Source organism: Gimesia benthica (assembly GCF_009720525.1).
GTDB lineage: Bacteria > Planctomycetota > Planctomycetia > Planctomycetales > Planctomycetaceae > Gimesia > Gimesia benthica.
In genome coordinates, this window is sequence record NZ_CP043930.1 from 4,330,167 (window position 1) to 4,346,494 (window position 16,328).

At 53.7% G+C, this 16,328-nt stretch carries 15 protein-coding genes; 6 read left to right on the forward strand and 9 right to left on the reverse strand.

Annotated elements, in window-relative coordinates:
* Positions 1–104: 104 nt before the first annotated feature.
* Both F1728_RS16765 and F1728_RS16770 read right to left on the reverse strand, forming a co-directional pair.
* Complete coding sequence (locus tag F1728_RS16765) at positions 105–599, reverse strand: hypothetical protein (RefSeq protein WP_155365060.1); 495 nt, start codon at positions 597–599, stop codon at positions 105–107.
* A 48-nt stretch (positions 600–647) separates the two neighbouring features.
* On the reverse strand, positions 648–1,085 hold the full coding sequence (locus tag F1728_RS16770) for a SoxR reducing system RseC family protein (RefSeq protein ID WP_155365061.1): 438 nt from the start codon (positions 1,083–1,085) through the stop codon (positions 648–650).
* A 218-nt stretch (positions 1,086–1,303) separates the two neighbouring features.
* Between F1728_RS16770 and F1728_RS16775 the strand changes: the two genes are divergently transcribed.
* Entirely contained in the window at positions 1,304–1,783 is a 480-nt protein-coding gene (locus F1728_RS16775; protein WP_155365062.1) for a hypothetical protein, read from the forward strand.
* A gap of 161 nt (positions 1,784–1,944) precedes the next feature.
* Here the strand turns inward: F1728_RS16775 and F1728_RS16780 are convergent, their stop codons facing one another.
* Positions 1,945–2,529 (reverse strand): hypothetical protein, encoded by a 585-nt coding sequence (locus F1728_RS16780; protein ID WP_145192428.1) that lies wholly within the window; start codon positions 2,527–2,529, stop codon positions 1,945–1,947.
* Between the two features lie 340 nt (positions 2,530–2,869).
* The gene (locus tag F1728_RS16785; protein ID WP_155365063.1) at positions 2,870–4,009 is read right to left on the reverse strand and encodes a BON domain-containing protein; all 1,140 of its coding nucleotides are present in this window, start codon (positions 4,007–4,009) and stop codon (positions 2,870–2,872) included.
* Positions 4,010–4,544: 535 nt separating this feature from the next.
* On the opposite strand from F1728_RS16785, the gene F1728_RS16790 reads away from it, so the two are divergent.
* Both F1728_RS16790 and F1728_RS16795 read left to right on the forward strand, forming a co-directional pair.
* Positions 4,545–5,048, forward strand: a complete 504-nt coding sequence (locus tag F1728_RS16790; protein WP_194242404.1) for a hypothetical protein — start codon at positions 4,545–4,547, stop codon at positions 5,046–5,048.
* Positions 5,049–5,195: 147 nt separating this feature from the next.
* Positions 5,196–6,764, forward strand: coding sequence for a transglutaminase-like domain-containing protein (locus tag F1728_RS16795; RefSeq protein ID WP_155365064.1), 1,569 nt, complete (start codon positions 5,196–5,198; stop codon positions 6,762–6,764).
* Between the two features lie 425 nt (positions 6,765–7,189).
* Here F1728_RS16795 and rnc read toward each other — a convergent pair whose 3' ends face one another.
* Entirely contained in the window at positions 7,190–7,939 is a 750-nt protein-coding gene (gene rnc / locus F1728_RS16800; RefSeq protein ID WP_149338375.1) for a ribonuclease III, read from the reverse strand.
* Positions 7,940–8,448: 509 nt separating this feature from the next.
* Between rnc and F1728_RS16805 the strand changes: the two genes are divergently transcribed.
* Positions 8,449–9,954: a Do family serine endopeptidase gene (locus F1728_RS16805; protein WP_155365065.1), complete on the forward strand. Its 1,506-nt coding sequence runs from the start codon at positions 8,449–8,451 to the stop codon at positions 9,952–9,954.
* A 211-nt stretch (positions 9,955–10,165) separates the two neighbouring features.
* Here the strand turns inward: F1728_RS16805 and F1728_RS16810 are convergent, their stop codons facing one another.
* The 3 genes from F1728_RS16810 to bioD all read right to left on the reverse strand — a co-directional run bounded on the left by F1728_RS16810 (position 10,166) and on the right by bioD (position 12,657).
* Positions 10,166–10,906: a hypothetical protein gene (locus tag F1728_RS16810; RefSeq protein WP_155365066.1), complete on the reverse strand. Its 741-nt coding sequence runs from the start codon at positions 10,904–10,906 to the stop codon at positions 10,166–10,168.
* Between the two features lie 473 nt (positions 10,907–11,379).
* On the reverse strand, positions 11,380–11,802 hold the full coding sequence (locus F1728_RS16815) for a hypothetical protein (RefSeq protein WP_155365067.1): 423 nt from the start codon (positions 11,800–11,802) through the stop codon (positions 11,380–11,382).
* A 126-nt stretch (positions 11,803–11,928) separates the two neighbouring features.
* Positions 11,929–12,657: a dethiobiotin synthase gene (gene bioD, locus F1728_RS16820; RefSeq protein WP_155365068.1), complete on the reverse strand. Its 729-nt coding sequence runs from the start codon at positions 12,655–12,657 to the stop codon at positions 11,929–11,931.
* A 210-nt stretch (positions 12,658–12,867) separates the two neighbouring features.
* On the opposite strand from bioD, the gene F1728_RS16825 reads away from it, so the two are divergent.
* Positions 12,868–13,965, forward strand: a complete 1,098-nt coding sequence (locus tag F1728_RS16825; protein WP_155365069.1) for a hypothetical protein — start codon at positions 12,868–12,870, stop codon at positions 13,963–13,965.
* Between the two features lie 412 nt (positions 13,966–14,377).
* Entirely contained in the window at positions 14,378–15,202 is an 825-nt protein-coding gene (locus F1728_RS16830; protein WP_194242405.1) for an FHA domain-containing protein, read from the forward strand.
* 160 nt (positions 15,203–15,362) lie between these two features.
* Here F1728_RS16830 and F1728_RS16835 read toward each other — a convergent pair whose 3' ends face one another.
* Positions 15,363–16,298: a serine acetyltransferase gene (locus tag F1728_RS16835; protein WP_155365071.1), complete on the reverse strand. Its 936-nt coding sequence runs from the start codon at positions 16,296–16,298 to the stop codon at positions 15,363–15,365.
* Between the last annotated feature and the right edge of the window lie 30 nt (positions 16,299–16,328).

Sequence of the window (16,328 nt, forward strand, 5' to 3'; positions counted from 1 at the left end):
TTTCGAGACGGTTACAAAGCGGCCTGATTTCCAGTGTAACTGCTGAAGTTGTGAGAGCGAGGAGAAAGTGAGAGATCATGCTGATTTTGGTGGGTGATTTCGTGTTAGCCTTCGTCCAGCCATGGTTCATCCCAGACAGGCGTTTGCTGATCGGGCAGGAAGAAGGCGGGGATGCCGTCGCTGGTGGCGAAGGCGGCCTGGGGGCCGCAGTGTTTGGCGAGTTCGCTGGCGATGCGGACAATCAGCGTGAGATGGCCCTGGAAGCTGAGGGATGGACTCTGGTCGGGGGGATGGAGCCGGTAAATGTCGGCGGATTCTCTGGGGCTGGTGTGGGGACCGCCGAAGGCCTGGTTCAGCAGCGGGTCATCGGATTTATATTCCCAGTTGACCATCTCTTCGGAAGCGACGGTGGCGGTGAAGTCCTCTGCGGAGCCGCGGACATCGCCGGTGAAACCTGCCAGGGATTCCAGGATCTGTGTGAGATCGGCGCGGCTCACAGAGCGGCCGGCGGGTGTTTCCAGCGAAATCGGCACGCCACACTCGCGTCCCCATTCCAAGAGCTGTGGTGTGACAGGCGTGAGGATGTAGCTGATACTCATATGGTCCTGACTCCTGCTACCGAGTTTGTGATGGTGCTGTTTTATCTGCTACCTGAGTTGATAATACTTTTTCGGGGCGATCAGCATCAACAGTTTGGGGCCGATGATCAGGTACATGATCAATGTGCCGACCAGGGCAGAGCCGGCGGCGACGGGCAGGCTGCTGTTATTCAGAAAGAGTGGCCCGATGATGGTGCCGGCGATCAGGCCGATCAGCGGGGAGATCCAGAGGTACCACCAGGAATAAATCGGGGGAACTTTGGTGCGGAGGCGTCTGCGGTAGTCATCCAGTTGTTCGCCGGTATCGGCCCAGTGGAAAGTGCGTAATGCGCGGGGGCCGCCACAATGGGCGCAGACGGTTCCCAGGCAGAGATTAAAAGGGTTGCATAAGCCTTCGAAGTCGCCGCCATTGACCTGGGTGGATTGCCGACATTTCTGATGGACGTAAACACGCCCTTCGCGCAGGGTATATGAAGCTTTGGCCATCGGGTGCTCACTATAAGTGGGTTATCAAAGTAGATGGTCGGTGGGCAGCCAGCTCAGCGCTGTGGTTGCCCGTCGTCAGTGTGCCTGCGGACTTTGATTTTAGCGTGATGGGAGTAGGGTGCCAGTGAAAACTGTTGATTTCTGTTTGCGATACATGTTGAATGGCGATCATCTGCAATCATTCATGAATTCTGCTGCGAGAATCAGAGAGCCTTGTCATGTCACCCCGCATCAAGCACTTCGATGATCTGTTACCCGAGGATTTCTTACCGGATTCGATCTGGGTGGATGCCGAGTCTGGCGACTGGTTTCCCGGTTGTCCAGCACTGCCTGCAGGACTGGAAGAGGATGATACGGTGGAAATTCCTGCAGACTGCTATCGAGGTCAAATTGATCTGTTGCGCGAGGTGGGCCGGTTTTATGTGAAAGGGGGGCTCTGTTTTTCTGATGGTTCAGAGCACTTCGGCCGGGTTGCTGTCCGGGCTTATGATCTGACTCCTTACTGTGTGGATGTGTTTCATGCAGGGGAGTGGCTCTTCATCGCACATGAGGCCAGAGAACTGTGTCGAGTTCAAGAGAGGGTTGCACTCTGCAGCGCCTTTCAGACCAACCTGGATAAGATCTTTCCGTTGCTTGTGCAGATTCAAGTAGAAGGGTTGCCTGCGATCTCTGCTGTATTTGAACTGACAGAAGACTGAACGACGGTTAGCGAGTTCTCATGAAGTTGACATTGTCAGTCAGTGCGCGTGCAAAGGCCGATGATTCTTTCACCCGGTTAGAATCATCGGCCCTGCTGGTGGGTAGACTTTTTAGTTTGGTTGCGGTTCGCTTCCTGCGAGAGGCCGCTTTGAGTTCAGAATTACTCAGATGGTGGTCCGGCACAGCGGATCAGGTGGTCGTGGTCGATGTAAACCACTTCTTTGGTCTGATCAGTGTTGGAGAACGGAATGGGCCAGTCTGAGCGAATGGTTTTGTCGTAGTAGACGGTGCACTTGTAGTGACAGTGGTGCTGACGAGCTGGTCCAACCATGGGGTAGAAGCGGCACTCGCCAATCCGGTCTACGATGGGTTCTACCACCATGCGGACATTGTTGCGAGTGGTTTCTGCCAGGAACCAGACTCCGCCACCGGTTTTATCCGGCAGAGCACGAATGACTTCATCCGGGCTGGGTGGATCGAGACAGAACAGCGGTGCGTGTTCGCCTTCGACCGGATCCAGAATAGGAACTTTGTTGTAGCGTTCTTCTTCCCAGTACGTGTCTTCAACCAACTGTGACCAGTAGGCGGTGACCGGGATGAGAGGAGTGGTCCGCCAGAAGACAGAGCCGGCGTAGGCCACTTCCACAAAGCCTTTCACCAGCGTACAACCACTGGTATTGATTGTTAACAAGCAGGCACAGCCCAAAAGCAAAGCACGGCTGAATTGCTTCCCGATTTTGAACATCCTTCTTCCTCCGGGTGAATTGAACGAAGTGGTTTGATGTGTTTTTGACTTCGTCATCAGTGTTAGTGAGCGGTGAGCTCGATAAGTAGATGTCATGTTCTGTCGTCTGGCTTCTTGCCTGATGGAGACAGACTATGACTCCCTGTTCTTCTTATCGGACTCTGCGTCCGTGAATCTTGTGAAAATTTAACGGTTTTGACGATTTCGTCGGTAAAAACCGTTGTGATGGCCTGGCGGGAGCGTGTTCACTGTGTGTTCACACTCTGGTGCCAGAAAAAATGCCTTCCAGAAAGCAAGTTCCGGAAGGCATTTCCACGTTTTGGTCAAACTGGTGAGTGACTTACCAGTTCTTTGGATTCATGAACCACCACCAGCGGTCGGTGCGAGGGCGGAAGTTCAGTTTCCAGGAGCCATCATCCCATTCGAGCTGAGCCTGACGCCATCCCAGTGGAACCTGAGGATAGGGGTAGAAGGGCCCGATGTAAGGGAAGGCACTGGCTGAGTACTGGCTGGGGTAAGCTACCTGAGCGTAGTTCGGGTAGTTTGCATAAGTTGGCCAGGCAGTTTCAGGCAGGTGCGGGCTGTTGTAAACATTGTTGGCAACAGGACCCATGCCAGGCTGGGGGCTCATCATTGGAGGGCCACCAGGACCGGGATTAGGAGCCTGATAGTTCATGTAGTTGGTCGGCTGAATCATAGACGTCTGGGGAGCAGAAGCCTGAACCTGCAGACGGTTATCAACCGCTTTCACACCGGGAACACGCTGGGCAATCTGGGTTGCCATCTGTTTTTCCCGAGGAGATCCAATTGATCCCTGCAGGATAGCTGTTCCGTTTTTGAAGCGGATTTCCACTTCGTGAGCGGATGCCAGGGCTGGTCCCAGTGCTTTGGCCAGTTGTTCTGCCATCTGCTGGTTGCTCACGCCGGCACTGCGAGGAGCAGCAGCCTGATGAGAAACGGTTTGCACATTGGACCGTCGGTTTTCCACGGATTGTTCGAACTGAGCCTGTTGCAGAGACCCTTTCAGGAAGGGATCTGCTGAAGCAGAGGTCTGGACAATGTCGTCCGCTCTACGGAAAGGATTGAGGCTCTTTTGAGGAGTCCCAGGAGCGGTTGAAGCAGTCGGGTTACCGGCAGCTTCACTGACAACCAGGCGGTTGTCGACACGAGTCACACCTTCGACCCGTGAGATCAGCCGGGTGGCCTGTGCTTTTTGTGCAGCAGTCGGAATTTTACCGGAAAGTACTGCAACACCTTTGTTGAATTCGATTTCCATGTTGTAACCGGTTAACCGGGCTTGTCTCAGAGCGTCGGCAATGTCATTGGCGACTTTCTGATTGTTGGAAATCTTGCCCGATACAGCGGTCGAACTAGACTGTTCAGATTTCTTTGTGAAGAAATCCAAGGGTCCGGCCATTGTGATACCGGGAGTCACCGCCATGATCCCCAGCGTCAAGACCCACTTACGATACCGTTTCATGAACAACTCCGTTCCCAATTGTAGAGAGATATTTGATTTCGTCCATTACATCAGAGCTCTATCTATCGTCAGGTTCGCACTGTGAGTCATTCCTGCTGCGCAAACGAAACAATGAGATTGCTATCCTGATTGATCGGTCATTGGGGTCCGGTTAAATAAGTTATTCTGATTATTTCGATGGAATTGGTTAAATGTTCTCGGGATTTTTGCGGTCAAGTGAATGTAAGTCTATGATTTGTAATGGGATAGGTTGAAATGTGTGAATTCGGCTGAATTTGGAAAAATGCTGCTGATTCTCTCAGGCAGGCAAATCACCTGCTGAGTGGGGGTAGCTGGGGCGTTGTCTGCAGCCTGTGGAATTGGCGGTCAGGCCCGGTGAGCCGGTTTTCAGGTTTCAAAACGAAAAAAATGCGTTCTTCACCCTCTGAGGGCTTGTCTGTCCATAGTCATTCCAGAATTGAATTGTTATGCTTAGCTTCCAAGGTGTTCCCATTTCAACTTACAAATAGAGTTTAATTTTACCAAAGAAGCGAAAATGGCTCGAAAGTCTCCCAGTCGTCTGGAAATGCGCCGTCAGGCAGAAGCGGCCGAAGCGGAAGAAAAATCATCTCCCAAGAAGAAAGCCACTAAAAAGAAGAAGGCGACCCGTAAGAAGAAGTCGGCCAAAGCTGATGTGCGCCGTCGTCTTGTCTGGGGTGTTTTCACAGGGAGTATGAAGGAAGAGTCTCGCTTCCCATACGATCAGCGTGATGCCGCAGAAGAGCGGATTGAACAGCTGCGTACCAAGAACGCCAAGAAACTGTACTTCATTCAGCCGGTCAAAGAACCCGTTGACGGGGAAGCCGTTGTTGCGAAGATTCCTGTCGACGATACAGCAGATCTCGACGACGAAGATACATCGAACAGCGACGACACCGATGATGAAGATGTCGACTCCACAGATGATTCCGATGACCTGGACGATGTCGATCTGGATGACAGCGATGATGGAGACGATGTGGAAGAAAGTGATGATGATGTGGAAGAAGATCTCGACTGATTTCCGGTTTCCTGAAGTCCCCTGAACCGACTACAATAATCCCTGCAACTCCAGCGAGAATTGCAGGGATTTTTTTATGCCTGTTTCATCTCCCGTCTGACGTCAGCTGTCACCAGAAGACTTTTATCGCTTAGAAAGAACCGGACGATGCAAACCCGATTACGATCCTGGCTGAATGGTCGAAACGTGACTCTGTCTCTGGGGCTCTGGCTGGTAGGGAGCCTGACAGGCTGTGCAGAACAGCCTGTGCCTGCAGTGGAAGCTGCCACGCAACAGCCAGGCCAGAACGCATCCGTGGAGGAAGCAGACGTATGGCAGGTGATTTACGTGAATGACCAGCGGATTGGTTATGCCCGTTCGCAGACGCAGCAGTCAGGTGAAGGGGAGAGCCGGGTCGTTCTACAGCAGAGTGATTCCTATCTGAAGCTGAAGCGATTTGGACAGGCTCTGAATCTGGAGACGCATCTGAAAACGAAAGAGACGCCGGCTGGTGAGTTGCTGGCGTATACGTTTGAAATGCAGAATCCCCCCGCTGCTTCAACGGTTTCTGAGGGCGAAGTACGCGACGGAACCCTGCACATTAAAACCAGTGTGGCGAATCAGGCCAAACAGTCGCAGTTGAAATGGAAGCCGACATTTCATTCTCCCAGTTATATAGACCAGTTTTTCCAGAAGCAGCCGCTCCAGCCGGGCGAGGAGCAGTCATTCTCAATGCTGCTGCCCGAATACAACAAAGTAACCGACGTGCAGCTCAAGGCCCTCGATTATGAGAAAACGGAGCTGTATGGCGGTGAAGAAGCCGAATGTCTGCATGTGGAGATGAAACAGTCCCTGTTGCCTGGAATGACGATTGATCTATACGTCACGCGGGAAGGGAAGATTCCCAAAACGGTGGCCGATTTCCTGGGATCGGCGATGATTACTTATACGGTAAGTAAAGAGGTCGCCCTGGAAGAGTTGTCTGGTAAGGAACTGGATCTGGCGGTGCAGACGCTGATTAAGGTCAAGCCGATCCCCGGGGCGCATAATACAGAGCGTGTCGTCTATGAGATTACGCTGACCGATGGGGATCCGACGTCAGTCTTGCCGGAGAGCGAGACGCAGAAAGTGGAAAAACTGGACGCACATCGGGCCCGGCTCACCGTGGAGAAGGCGGCAGCGCCCCAGGAGTTTCCCGCAGCGGATGTGGATGCTGAGTATCTGCAACCTTCCCAGTTTCTCCAGTCTGACGATCCACGAGTGATCGAGCATGCGAAGCAGGCGGTGCAATCTGAAACGAATCCATGGAAGCAGGCTGTGCAGATGGAAAAGTATGTGCACGAGCATCTGCGAAAGAAGAATTTTTCGACGGCACTGGCGTCTGCGGGCGAGGTGGCGAAGAATATGGAAGGGGATTGTACAGAGCACGCAGTTCTGCTGGCGGCGATGTTGCGGGCCATGAAGCTGCCTGCACGCGTGGCGGTGGGGCTGGTCTACATTCCAAGTCGGGCGAGTTTCGGCGGGCACATGTGGACCGAGGTCTATCTGGATGGTCGCTGGATTCCCCTGGATGCGACTCTCGGAAAAGGGGGGATCGGCGCGGGGCACATTAAACTGGCGGACTCGAGTCTGTCTGAGAATGCCCCGGCACCACTGGCGATCTTCTTACCTATCTTACAGGCGGTGGGAAAACTTTCGATTGATGTGAAAGAGACAACGCCGGGAACGGCGCGTTAAAGGCCGAAACTCTGCTCATTTCGCGTTGTAAGAGTTACATTGCGGAGGAAAAAACGATGGTTTTCGTTTTGCAATTCTTGCAATTTCCACAAGGTGGATAATTTCTCTGAAAACGCTGCCTGATTTATATCCCTGTTTTTCAGGTGTTTGCGGAGTGAATGCTCACAATTCGAAATGGTCTCTCCCGCTTTGGCACGATTGCTGCATTATGTCTGCTGTGGGTAAAGAGAGAGACCCATGGAATTTTGAAGAGTTGAGAGACTTCAAAGTTCACGAGAGAAGAGAGAGATATTCCCACCGACCCGTGGAGGCGGGTCAGCCCACCCTGGGCCACTCCAAAACATCATCCCCATCTTAGAGCCGAGAGGATTCCCGTGTCCTCTCGGCCCTTTCTATTTACAGACCGAGAAAACCGGTTGATCGCATCAGATGTCATCGGGCATCGAGGGTAGTTCCCAGTCCGACCCGTTTTCATCTTCATTCTGTCTGAGTGCATTCAGCGCGGCCCGTTGTTCAGCTTCTTTTTTGGTGGAGCCCCAGGCCGGCTCATACTGAATCTCGCCGATGATGGCGGTCACCTTGAAAAACTTCGAATGATCGGGGCCTTTCTCATCAACCAGTTCGTAGACCGGGGTCTGAGAAAACTTCTTCTGCGAATACTGCTGTAACAGACTCTTGTAATTGAAGCCGTGCACCGAGCGTGAGGCTTTCATGTTTTCGCGCTCGATCAGCGGATCCAGGAACTCGTGCACCGGTTCCATGCCGCCGTCGAGGTAGATACCGGCAATGATCGCTTCGAACATACCGGCCAGGAGCGATTCGGGGAGCGTCTCGGTCATCGCCAGTCCTTTACCGACGAAGATGAAACGATCGAGGCCTTTCTCGCGTGCCAGCCGGGTACAGGTATTGCGGCTGACGACCGCCGACTTAATGCGGGTCAGCTCTCCCTCGGGAGAATTGGGGAACTGGTGGAACAGCTTCTCACAGACCAGCGCACCCAGAATGGCGTCGCCGAGGAACTCGAGCCGCTCGTTGGAGTCCATGCGGGTTTTGGCGGCGGAGGTGTGGGTCAGGCAGCATTTCAGCAGTTCATAGTTGGTGAATGAGTAACCCAGATTGTGTTGACACTCCTCAAGGAGTACGTCGATCTCTGCGGGACTGAGATCGTACAGCATGCGCGCCTCCTGTGATTTGTGGCTTTGAGGAATATCAATGAATGAAATAATTCAGAATCTGAAATGGCCCGCGGGAGTCTGAAATGATCTTCCCTAAGTACAGATAAATATTAACATTAGCAAAGATTTGAAGAAAACAGAAAAACTGGGGAATCGTCGAAATGGTCGAAAAATATTCAGGTTTTCAGGTGTTTTCCTGTGTCTGTGTACCGATTCCGGGACCCTGAAAGCGGCCAGATCAGAAATTTTTTTTGAAGCAGTCCCAACAGAATTCCCGCTTCGGCTCGTAGTAAAGACAGTCCAGCCGCTTGATGAAACGAGTGAAAGCTCGCTGTTGTGCACACAACACGATCACAATGGCCCGCCCGGGCAGGCGTGATCACCGCCATTTTTTCCGCCAATTGTATTTTTTTGTACTACGGATTTGAGTCAGCTATTTCTCATAGAATCCAGAAAGAGATGGCCCGAGGCATATCTGTCAGCCATTTAATTTTAGGAGGGTAATTTTAATGAAAGCGTTAACAGCAAATCGAAACTGGATGTTCGCTATCATAGGTAGCGCTTGTCTGGTGGGTGCCGCAGTGGGTGTGGCTCAGAAAGATGTATCTTCTGACGTCCCGGTGGCTGCGAGTGCGACAGAGTTATCAAGTATATTCCGCGATGTCAGCAAACGGGCAATGCCTTCGATCGTATCGATCGAAACGGTCAGCAAAACATCCCAGGTATCAAATCAGCAGATGATGCCTTTTGGCGATGACTCCCCGTTCAAAGATCTTTTTGAAAATGATCCGCGGTTCAAAGACATGTTCAAGCAGTACCAGAACCAGCCGCGTCGTGCTCCCCGCAAGATGGGAACCGGTTCCGGGTTTATTATTAACAAGTCAGGTCTGATCATGACCAACTCTCACGTGGTGAATGGGGCCGATGTGGTCAAAGTCACCCTGAACGATGGTCGCGAATTCACTGCTTCCGACATCAAGACCGACCCGCGGTCTGACGTTGCCGTGATTAAGATCGATGCACCAGATCTTGTAGCCATTCCGCTGGGCGACAGCTCCAAGATGGAAATCGGTGACTGGGTACTGGCGATCGGTAACCCCTTCGGTATCGGTATGAGTGTGACGAACGGGATCATCAGTGCGAAGAGCCGTGGTCCAGGAATTAACGATCGTGAAGACTACCTGCAGACTGACGCAGCCATCAACCCTGGTAACAGTGGTGGTCCACTGTTGAACCTGCGTGGCGAAGTGATCGGCATCAACACTGCCATCTCCAGCCGCAGTGGTGGCTACGATGGTGTCGGGTTTGCGATTCCGGTCAACATGGCTCGCTGGGTCTCAGGACAGTTAATTGATCATGGTATGGTGAAGCGTTCCTTCCTGGGCGTAGGCATCCAGCCGATCAGCAACGATCTGTCCAAGTCCTTCGATATCAAAGTCGGTCAGGGAGCGATCATCACCCAGGTGATGGAAGATTCTCCGGCTGATAAAGCAGAACTCAAGACAGGTGACATCATCCTGAACTTCGCAGGTAAAGATGTTTCCGGTCCTCGGAATCTGCAGGGAATCGTCGAACAGCTGTCTGTCGGCAAATCCTACACGATGGAACTGTTACGGGATGGCAAACGTGTCCACAAGCAGGTCACGATGCAGGAAATGCCTAAGAGCTTCTCAGTCGCTAAGAACGAGTCTCCCCTGGAAGACTCCAGCAAAGGGAAGCAGAAGACCAGCGTCAACGATCTCAAAATTGAAGTTCAGCCTCTGACCAAAGAGTTGGCCAATCAGCTGGGCTACTCAGACGACGTTAACGGGGTGGTGATCACCTCGGTCGAGCCTGGTAGTGCTGCTGAAGAAGCCGGCCTGATGAAAGGTATGATCATTGAAAAGATTGGGACAACTGAAGTGACTACTATGGATCAGTTTAATCTCGGCTTGAAAGAAGCCAAAGAAAAAGACCGCGTTCTGCTGCTGGTTCGGAACCACAGCGGTGCCCGCTTCGTCGTGGTCCAGAAGTAGTTTCAGGATGGTACTCTCCTGAAAGGGGTGCCTGGTACAAGTCTCTGAGAAATGAGGCTTGTGCCGGCACCAGCAGCGGAAAGAGTTGTCCTCATTGAAAATTCCTCACCGCATCGTATGCGGTTCCGCGTTACGTCTCGGTGGTATTCCTGGAATACTGCCGAGGCGTTTTTTTATGCGCGGTCAGTAGAGAGCAACGCTTTAATCCTGCTCAGCTGGTGGGTAGCGGGGCCTTGCTCTCGGCGGGAACTTCTTTCTGAATCTGGTCGCTGTTGAAGACGACATCGATCAGCGTGGTCACACCGCGGTGCGACTTGGGGTTGTAGCCTTTGCGGATCTGCAGTCGCCAGACGAGTTCGCCGGTGAGGGAATCAATGCCTGTTTCATTGGTGGCGACAAAGGTTTCAAAGCTCTGGCCCGGTTCCAGCTTCTGGGGTGCTGACTCCTGATTGATGTTCTGGCCTTTGATGTTCCATTCCCAGGAGGGAGGCATGTCGTAGACGAGCACCCGTTCGCCGTCCGGATGCAGTTGATCGAGGCGGCTGACGAAATTGTTGGCCCGCATGGGGGAATCAGGGTTCTTACCGGGCACGCGGGAGAGGAGCAGTTTCTGATCCAGGGGTTCGAAGGTCTGATCGTCCGACATGTTTTCGAATTTGAGATAGAGCTTGAGAACATCGCTGGACGTCGGTTCGCGGGTTCGGCTGGCATCGCCGGTGTAATGCTCGAACTCCAGAGGGCCGCGGGTGACGCGGAGCGGGGTGACCATCACATTTCCGAAGCGTCGGCCCGGCCCACCCAGCTGGAGCGTATGCCCGGGAGGCAGTTCTGCATTTTCCGGGACCAGCTGCAGCGCGATTTCATCGTTCTTGATCGGGGGTTTGAGGTCGGGGAGACTTTCCAGCTGATGCGGATCACCCTGGTACTTCGCATAGAGCAGCATCGCGACCATGATCGTTGCGGCGATCGCGTAGGTCAGCGTGAGTGTGAACAGTCGCTTGGAGACCGTTTTAGGTTTACGGTAACTCTGTGGTGCTGGGGCAGCCGCCGGTTCCGGTGCTGAGGTCGTTGATTCCGTGGTCGCCGTTACCGCAGGGGCAGGGGTTTCACTGACGGCTTCTTCGCTGGTCTCTTCCGCGGCAGTTGCTGTTTCAGCTGTGTCCGCGGTGGTGTCCTCTGTTGCGGTCTCAGTTTCCGCGGTTTCGGATTCCGTTTCCGCGGTCGCTTCCTCTGTGGTCTGTTCGTCGTTACTTACGCCTGGCAGGAAGGAGAATGGGGAAGCGGTTTCGGTTTCGGCCGGCTGCTCTTCTGCGTCGCTGTCTGTTGACTCTGCAGCGGTCTCTGATTCGGCGTCGGTCGTAGTTTCTGCTGAAGTGACTTCCGCCTCTGCTTCAATAGCTTCGTCTGTGGATGACTCGGGCTCGGCTACCTCTGCGGTGTCGTTGTCTGCTGATTCCTTGGCGCCGCCGGGAGGAAGTCGAATTTGGGTGTTTCGCGTTTTTCGGTTTTGCGAGCCTGATTGGCACCCGGCAGGAAGGAGAAGGGAGAGGCTGTCTCTTCGTCAGTGGCGGCCTCTTCGCTGGCGGTTTCCTCAGAAGTCGTTTCTGCGTCTGCCTCGGCGACGGGTTCGTCCTGGGTTTCTGCTTCCACTTCTGCGGTCTCTGTCTCGCTGGCTTCCGCAGCTGGTGGATCCGCTTCTTCGTCGGCGTCCAGGGAGACGAGCACGGGTTCACTGGTTTCGGGGTCGACCTGGAGGTGCACCTGGCAGAGTGGGCAGGCAACGACTTCGGCTACTTCTTCGATTTGGATGGAACCCCCACAGGCGGGGCAGGTGACTTCAATACTCATCCATTTCTCCGGTTGATGATAGACGCGTTGATGATATCTCAGGCATGAGCAGGACTGGCGGTAGTGAGGTCATCACCAGAAGTTCTGGCGGGCAGACGAATGTGATCTGGTGATGGGTATGAGCACTCAGAGGAGATCCTGCGACACTTGTCTCCAGTCTATTCTGTCCTGACTCTGGTACCGAAGCAAGTTTGATTGCCAGTCAAAGGGGACAAAAGACAAAACAGGCACGCTTGTCCACAACTGGATCTGTTCGGCGTTGGAGAGCCGGGATTCGTCGCTGAGTTCGGGGTCGACGTCATTCAGGATCAGGCCGGCAATTTTCAGGCCGCGCTGTTGCAGGGCCTCAATCGTCAGCAGGCTATGGTTGATGGTACCCAGACCGGCGCGGGCTACGATCAGCAGGGGATATTTCAGTTTCTCTGCGAAATCCACAATCAGCTGCTGAGAGGAGAGGGGGCAGAGCACGCCTCCCACTCCTTCGACGATCAGGAACTCGGCTTGAGACTCCCACCAGCGAACTCCTTCCAGGAGCAGAGCTTCGTCGATGGGACGGCCCTCTTTTTCTGCGGCCACCGGTGGGGCCAGCGGGGCGTGAAAGGTTTGCGGGCAGATCCGTTCAGGGGGCAGATCGGTACCGCCGATGGCCTGCCGCAGGAGTTCGACGTCTTCCCAGTAAGGCTGGCCCGTCGATTCGTCGATGACGCTGCCGCTGCACGCCGGTTTGTAGGCCCCGGTGCGAACCCCTTCTGAGGTCAATTGCCGGGCTATGGCTGCGGAAATGTAGCTTTTGCCGACGCCGGTATCGGTGCCGACAACCATCAAACCGGGGATCTGTAATGGAAAAACGTCCACAAGCGGTGTCCTGCTGAGTCGGGATTCTTATCAGTTTCAGGGGAAGTACTGCCAGTCGCTGCTTGCGATCAGCCCTGCTCCGCTTTTATGATGAGAGGGGAACGAATGCAAACCGCAGGGCCGTTCCGGTCTGAAATTCAGGCCGATTTTTCAGAGAGGGCCTGCGGGATTGAAACGAATATTCAGTATAGTAGCAATTCAGATTGTGTCATGAAAAAGAAAAAAGGATCTTCAGGGGGCGCCAGCCTCGACTCGCTGCTGGATACGATGACGAATGTGGTCGGAATTCTGGTCATTCTGCTCACCGTGACTCAGCTCGGTGTAGGGCAGGCCGTCGAACGTATTAAAGGTGCGGTCACTGAAGAAGCGATGGAAGAATCTCAGCAGAACGTCAAAGAGCTGCGTGAGAAACTGGCGCTGGAAAAAGAACAGCTGGAAACCATCAAAGAGCTGACACAGAAAAAAGATAACGTCAACGTTGAAGAACAGCAAGCTCTGGCAGAGAAGCTGAAGAAAGAGCTGGAGAAGCTCAAAGAAATCCGGGTCGATATCGATAAGCTCAAAAAGCAGATCGACGAACGCGATAAACAGGTACAGACACTCGAGAAAGAGATTGTCACCAGGGAAAAAGAACTGGCAGACATCAAAGCGAAACTGGCGAAAACTCCCGATCCGGGGCCGACACCGAACGCGAAAATCGTGAACCTGCCCAATCCGCGTGACGCACCCAAGGGCGCGAAGCCTATCGAGTACATCTGCCGTCATGGCCGTGTGATACGAGTGGAAATTCCTGCGCTGCAACAGTTGGCCTACCAGGCGATTGCACAAAGCCGACTGGTAACTGCTCCCGAGCAGGCCGTGGACTGTGCGAAGCTGGAAGAGTTATTCGAAAACAAGAATGTGGGGAACCGGGATTGGCGGATTAAGCTTAAAGCCGTCGGGGGCGTTCCCTATCTCTTACTGGAGCTGCGCGAGGGGCGGGGCGATACGACCGAACGGCTGTCGAAGTCGAACGCGCTGTTTCGTCAGGAGATCCGCAAGATCAACCCGCAACTGTTCTATCTGGACTTCCGCGTCTGGGCAGACAGCTATGATACCTATCTCGTGGCGCGAAGTTATGCGGATCAGCGAGACTTGATGGCCGGCTGGACGGCTCTGGATCCCAACTCTGATTTCCGCGTTCCGCTGGGAGGCAACCTGAAGCTGACCTGTGAAGGTTACAAGCCGCCTCCCTCTTCTCCGAAACCGCCGGAACCGGATCTGCCACCGCCTACCAAGCGCGATCTGCCAGGCGGCAAGATCGACTGAGCAACCCGCTCGAAAAAGGGCGCTGTGGTGACAATTCCCTCCCGCTGCGGGTGAACGAACTGGAGCTTCTAATCAGATATGCCGTTATTTCGCATGTCTGACTGCATTTCACAATCGGACTGAGGTGTTTCCTTTATTGACAAGGATCTACAAAGCAACTGACAGGAAAAGTTTGCTCTGTTTGCCCGGTTTGATGCGGGCTTGTCCGTTCAGTGTCGTTCTATTTTACCTATAGTTCGCAGAATCTGGTTCGGAAAGCTGAGTAAACCATCAATGGAAATTGATCAAAGAGTAACTCCAAGGTTTCCTTATGCTGTCCTCGACTGACGGTCGATTCAGTGTTGTGTAGCCCTGAAAAACAGGGTTCTGAGGAATTATCAAGTTCCTGTCTCAACATGAGGTTGAAAAGTCTGTGGTCTTAGAATCTTCCCCCCAGCATTCTCTGGAAATTGTCAAAGGGAAAACCCGGTTTCCCGTGCGACCTCTCCAGGGAGACCGTCTGACAATCGGCGCGGGCACCTGTTGCGGTCTGCAGCTTTCCGGTCAGTCGATGCCGATTCTGCATTCGGTACTCCAAATTGCAGAGGGCGAATTCACCATCGAGGCACTTGCTCCTCAACCCAGACTGTTACTCAACGGGATTCCGCATCAGACGTCAGTACTGGCTGACGGTGATGTGATCACCATCGGTCCCATTGAATTTGTGTTTCGACAGGGTCAGCATTCCCAGCCAGCCATGAGCATTTCCCGCGCAGGATTATCTGGCTCGCCTGCTGAGACGAGCGCTCCCATCACCCCAGATAAAAGAGATCACTCAATGACGAATGAAACAATTCTCAAGGACCTGTCCGCATCTGAACTGGTCGACCTGATCGAACAGGACGTACAGATGATCGAGCAGTATGAGTCCCGGAGAGAGCAGGGAGCCGCTGCCCTGCTGTCACAGGTACATCAACTGAAAGACGAATCGGAGCATGACCAGCTGTCTGTTGAGGAACAGTCGGAACTGATGGCTGACCTGGAAACGATGATGGAAGAGCTGACACGTTTCTCGGCAGAACTCCAGCTGCGTGCGGATCAACTGACCAGCCGCGAGCGTCAGTATGAAGTTGCTGCTGCTTCCCTGCTGGAAACACAGGAGAAGCTGGCATCTCAGTTGGATACAACCCTGGATCACGTCGGTTCGCTCCGGGATGATCGGAAAGAAGATGGCGGTTCCCACCGGGCCATCGCTTAAGCAAACAATATTATTGCGATCAATCCTGTGTGCGGTCAGTTATCTGGCCCACACAGGATTTTTTATGCGCGGCATATGACCCCCTGCTAAAGCCATAAAAAAGACCGTGTGGGAACACGGTCTGGGTCGATCTCGATTTCAGTCTTATCAGCAGCGAAGATCAGGAAGCTTCGCGGAACCGCAGTGACGGCTTTTCGATGGTGACGATCGTATTGGGCAGCACGCTCTTCATCAGCGAGACACTGGCGCCAATCACGGAGTCGTGGCCGATCACAGTATCGCCTCCCAGGATGGTGGCGTTCGCGTATATCACAACGCCCCGCTCGATGGTGGGGTGACGCTTCTGTTCGCGAATGATGCGGCCTTCGGAGTCTTTGGGGAAGCTGAGTGCCCCGAGCGTGACCCCCTGGTAGACCTTCACATGTTCGGCGATTTCACAGGTCTCTCCAATTACGACACCGGTACCGTGGTCGATAAAGAACGAGTGGCCGATGGTGGCACCCGGGTGAATATCGATCCCGGTCTGCGAGTGAGCCCATTCCGAGAGCATACGCGGAATGATGGGTACATTGAGTCGGTATAACTGATGGGCGAGCCGGTAAACGGTGATAGCTTCCAGTCCGGGGTAGCAGAAGATGATTTCATCGAAGCAGGTCGCTGCGGGGTCTCCGTCGAGAGCCGCCTGGACGTCGGTCGCCAGGGCGCGGCGGATTTCCGGAATGGTTTCCAGAAACTGAATCGTTCTCTTCTGCCCTTCTGCTTCGAAGTCAATCTGCTGCAGTTTCTCGCAGTCGGCTCCGTGTTGCTGGACATGCTGGTGCCGCAGGGCGCGGCCGATTTGTACGGTGAGAATATCGTGCAGGGAGTCAATAATGTTCCCCACATGGTATGTCACGTTGCTCATGTGCAGGTTCTGACGACGACTGTATCCGGGAAAGATGACGTCTTTCAGTTCCTGGGCGGCTTCAATCACGGCGTCCTGGCTGGGAAGCGGACAATGCCCCAGATGATGAATGGTGCCAATCTCGTGGTAGGTTTCCACGATTCGGTCAGTCAGTTCAGGGAGCCGTTCTTTTTGCCGAAAATCCGTAGCCATTTGAATTTTCCTGCCTGTATATGAGTGTCG

What these genes read in the sequence shown, in the direction of transcription:
- rnc (WP_149338375.1), bottom strand. Translation starts at nt 7,939, where the DNA reads ATGCTGTACGATCTCAGTCCCGCAGAGATCGACGTACTCCTTGAGGAG.
- F1728_RS16785 (WP_155365063.1), bottom strand. Translation starts at nt 4,009, where the DNA reads ATGAAACGGTATCGTAAGTGGGTCTTGACGCTGGGGATCATGGCGGTG.
- F1728_RS16810 (WP_155365066.1), bottom strand. Translation starts at nt 10,906, where the DNA reads ATGGTCGCGATGCTGCTCTATGCGAAGTACCAGGGTGATCCGCATCAG.
- F1728_RS16795 (WP_155365064.1), top strand. Translation starts at nt 5,196, where the DNA reads ATGCAAACCCGATTACGATCCTGGCTGAATGGTCGAAACGTGACTCTG.
- F1728_RS16790 (WP_194242404.1), top strand. Translation starts at nt 4,545, where the DNA reads ATGGCTCGAAAGTCTCCCAGTCGTCTGGAAATGCGCCGTCAGGCAGAA.
- F1728_RS16780 (WP_145192428.1), bottom strand. Translation starts at nt 2,529, where the DNA reads ATGTTCAAAATCGGGAAGCAATTCAGCCGTGCTTTGCTTTTGGGCTGT.
- F1728_RS16765 (WP_155365060.1), bottom strand. Translation starts at nt 599, where the DNA reads ATGAGTATCAGCTACATCCTCACGCCTGTCACACCACAGCTCTTGGAA.
- F1728_RS16775 (WP_155365062.1), top strand. Translation starts at nt 1,304, where the DNA reads ATGTCACCCCGCATCAAGCACTTCGATGATCTGTTACCCGAGGATTTC.
- F1728_RS16825 (WP_155365069.1), top strand. Translation starts at nt 12,868, where the DNA reads ATGAAAAAGAAAAAAGGATCTTCAGGGGGCGCCAGCCTCGACTCGCTG.
- F1728_RS16770 (WP_155365061.1), bottom strand. Translation starts at nt 1,085, where the DNA reads ATGGCCAAAGCTTCATATACCCTGCGCGAAGGGCGTGTTTACGTCCAT.
- F1728_RS16805 (WP_155365065.1), top strand. Translation starts at nt 8,449, where the DNA reads ATGAAAGCGTTAACAGCAAATCGAAACTGGATGTTCGCTATCATAGGT.
- F1728_RS16835 (WP_155365071.1), bottom strand. Translation starts at nt 16,298, where the DNA reads ATGGCTACGGATTTTCGGCAAAAAGAACGGCTCCCTGAACTGACTGAC.
- F1728_RS16815 (WP_155365067.1), bottom strand. Translation starts at nt 11,802, where the DNA reads ATGAGTATTGAAGTCACCTGCCCCGCCTGTGGGGGTTCCATCCAAATC.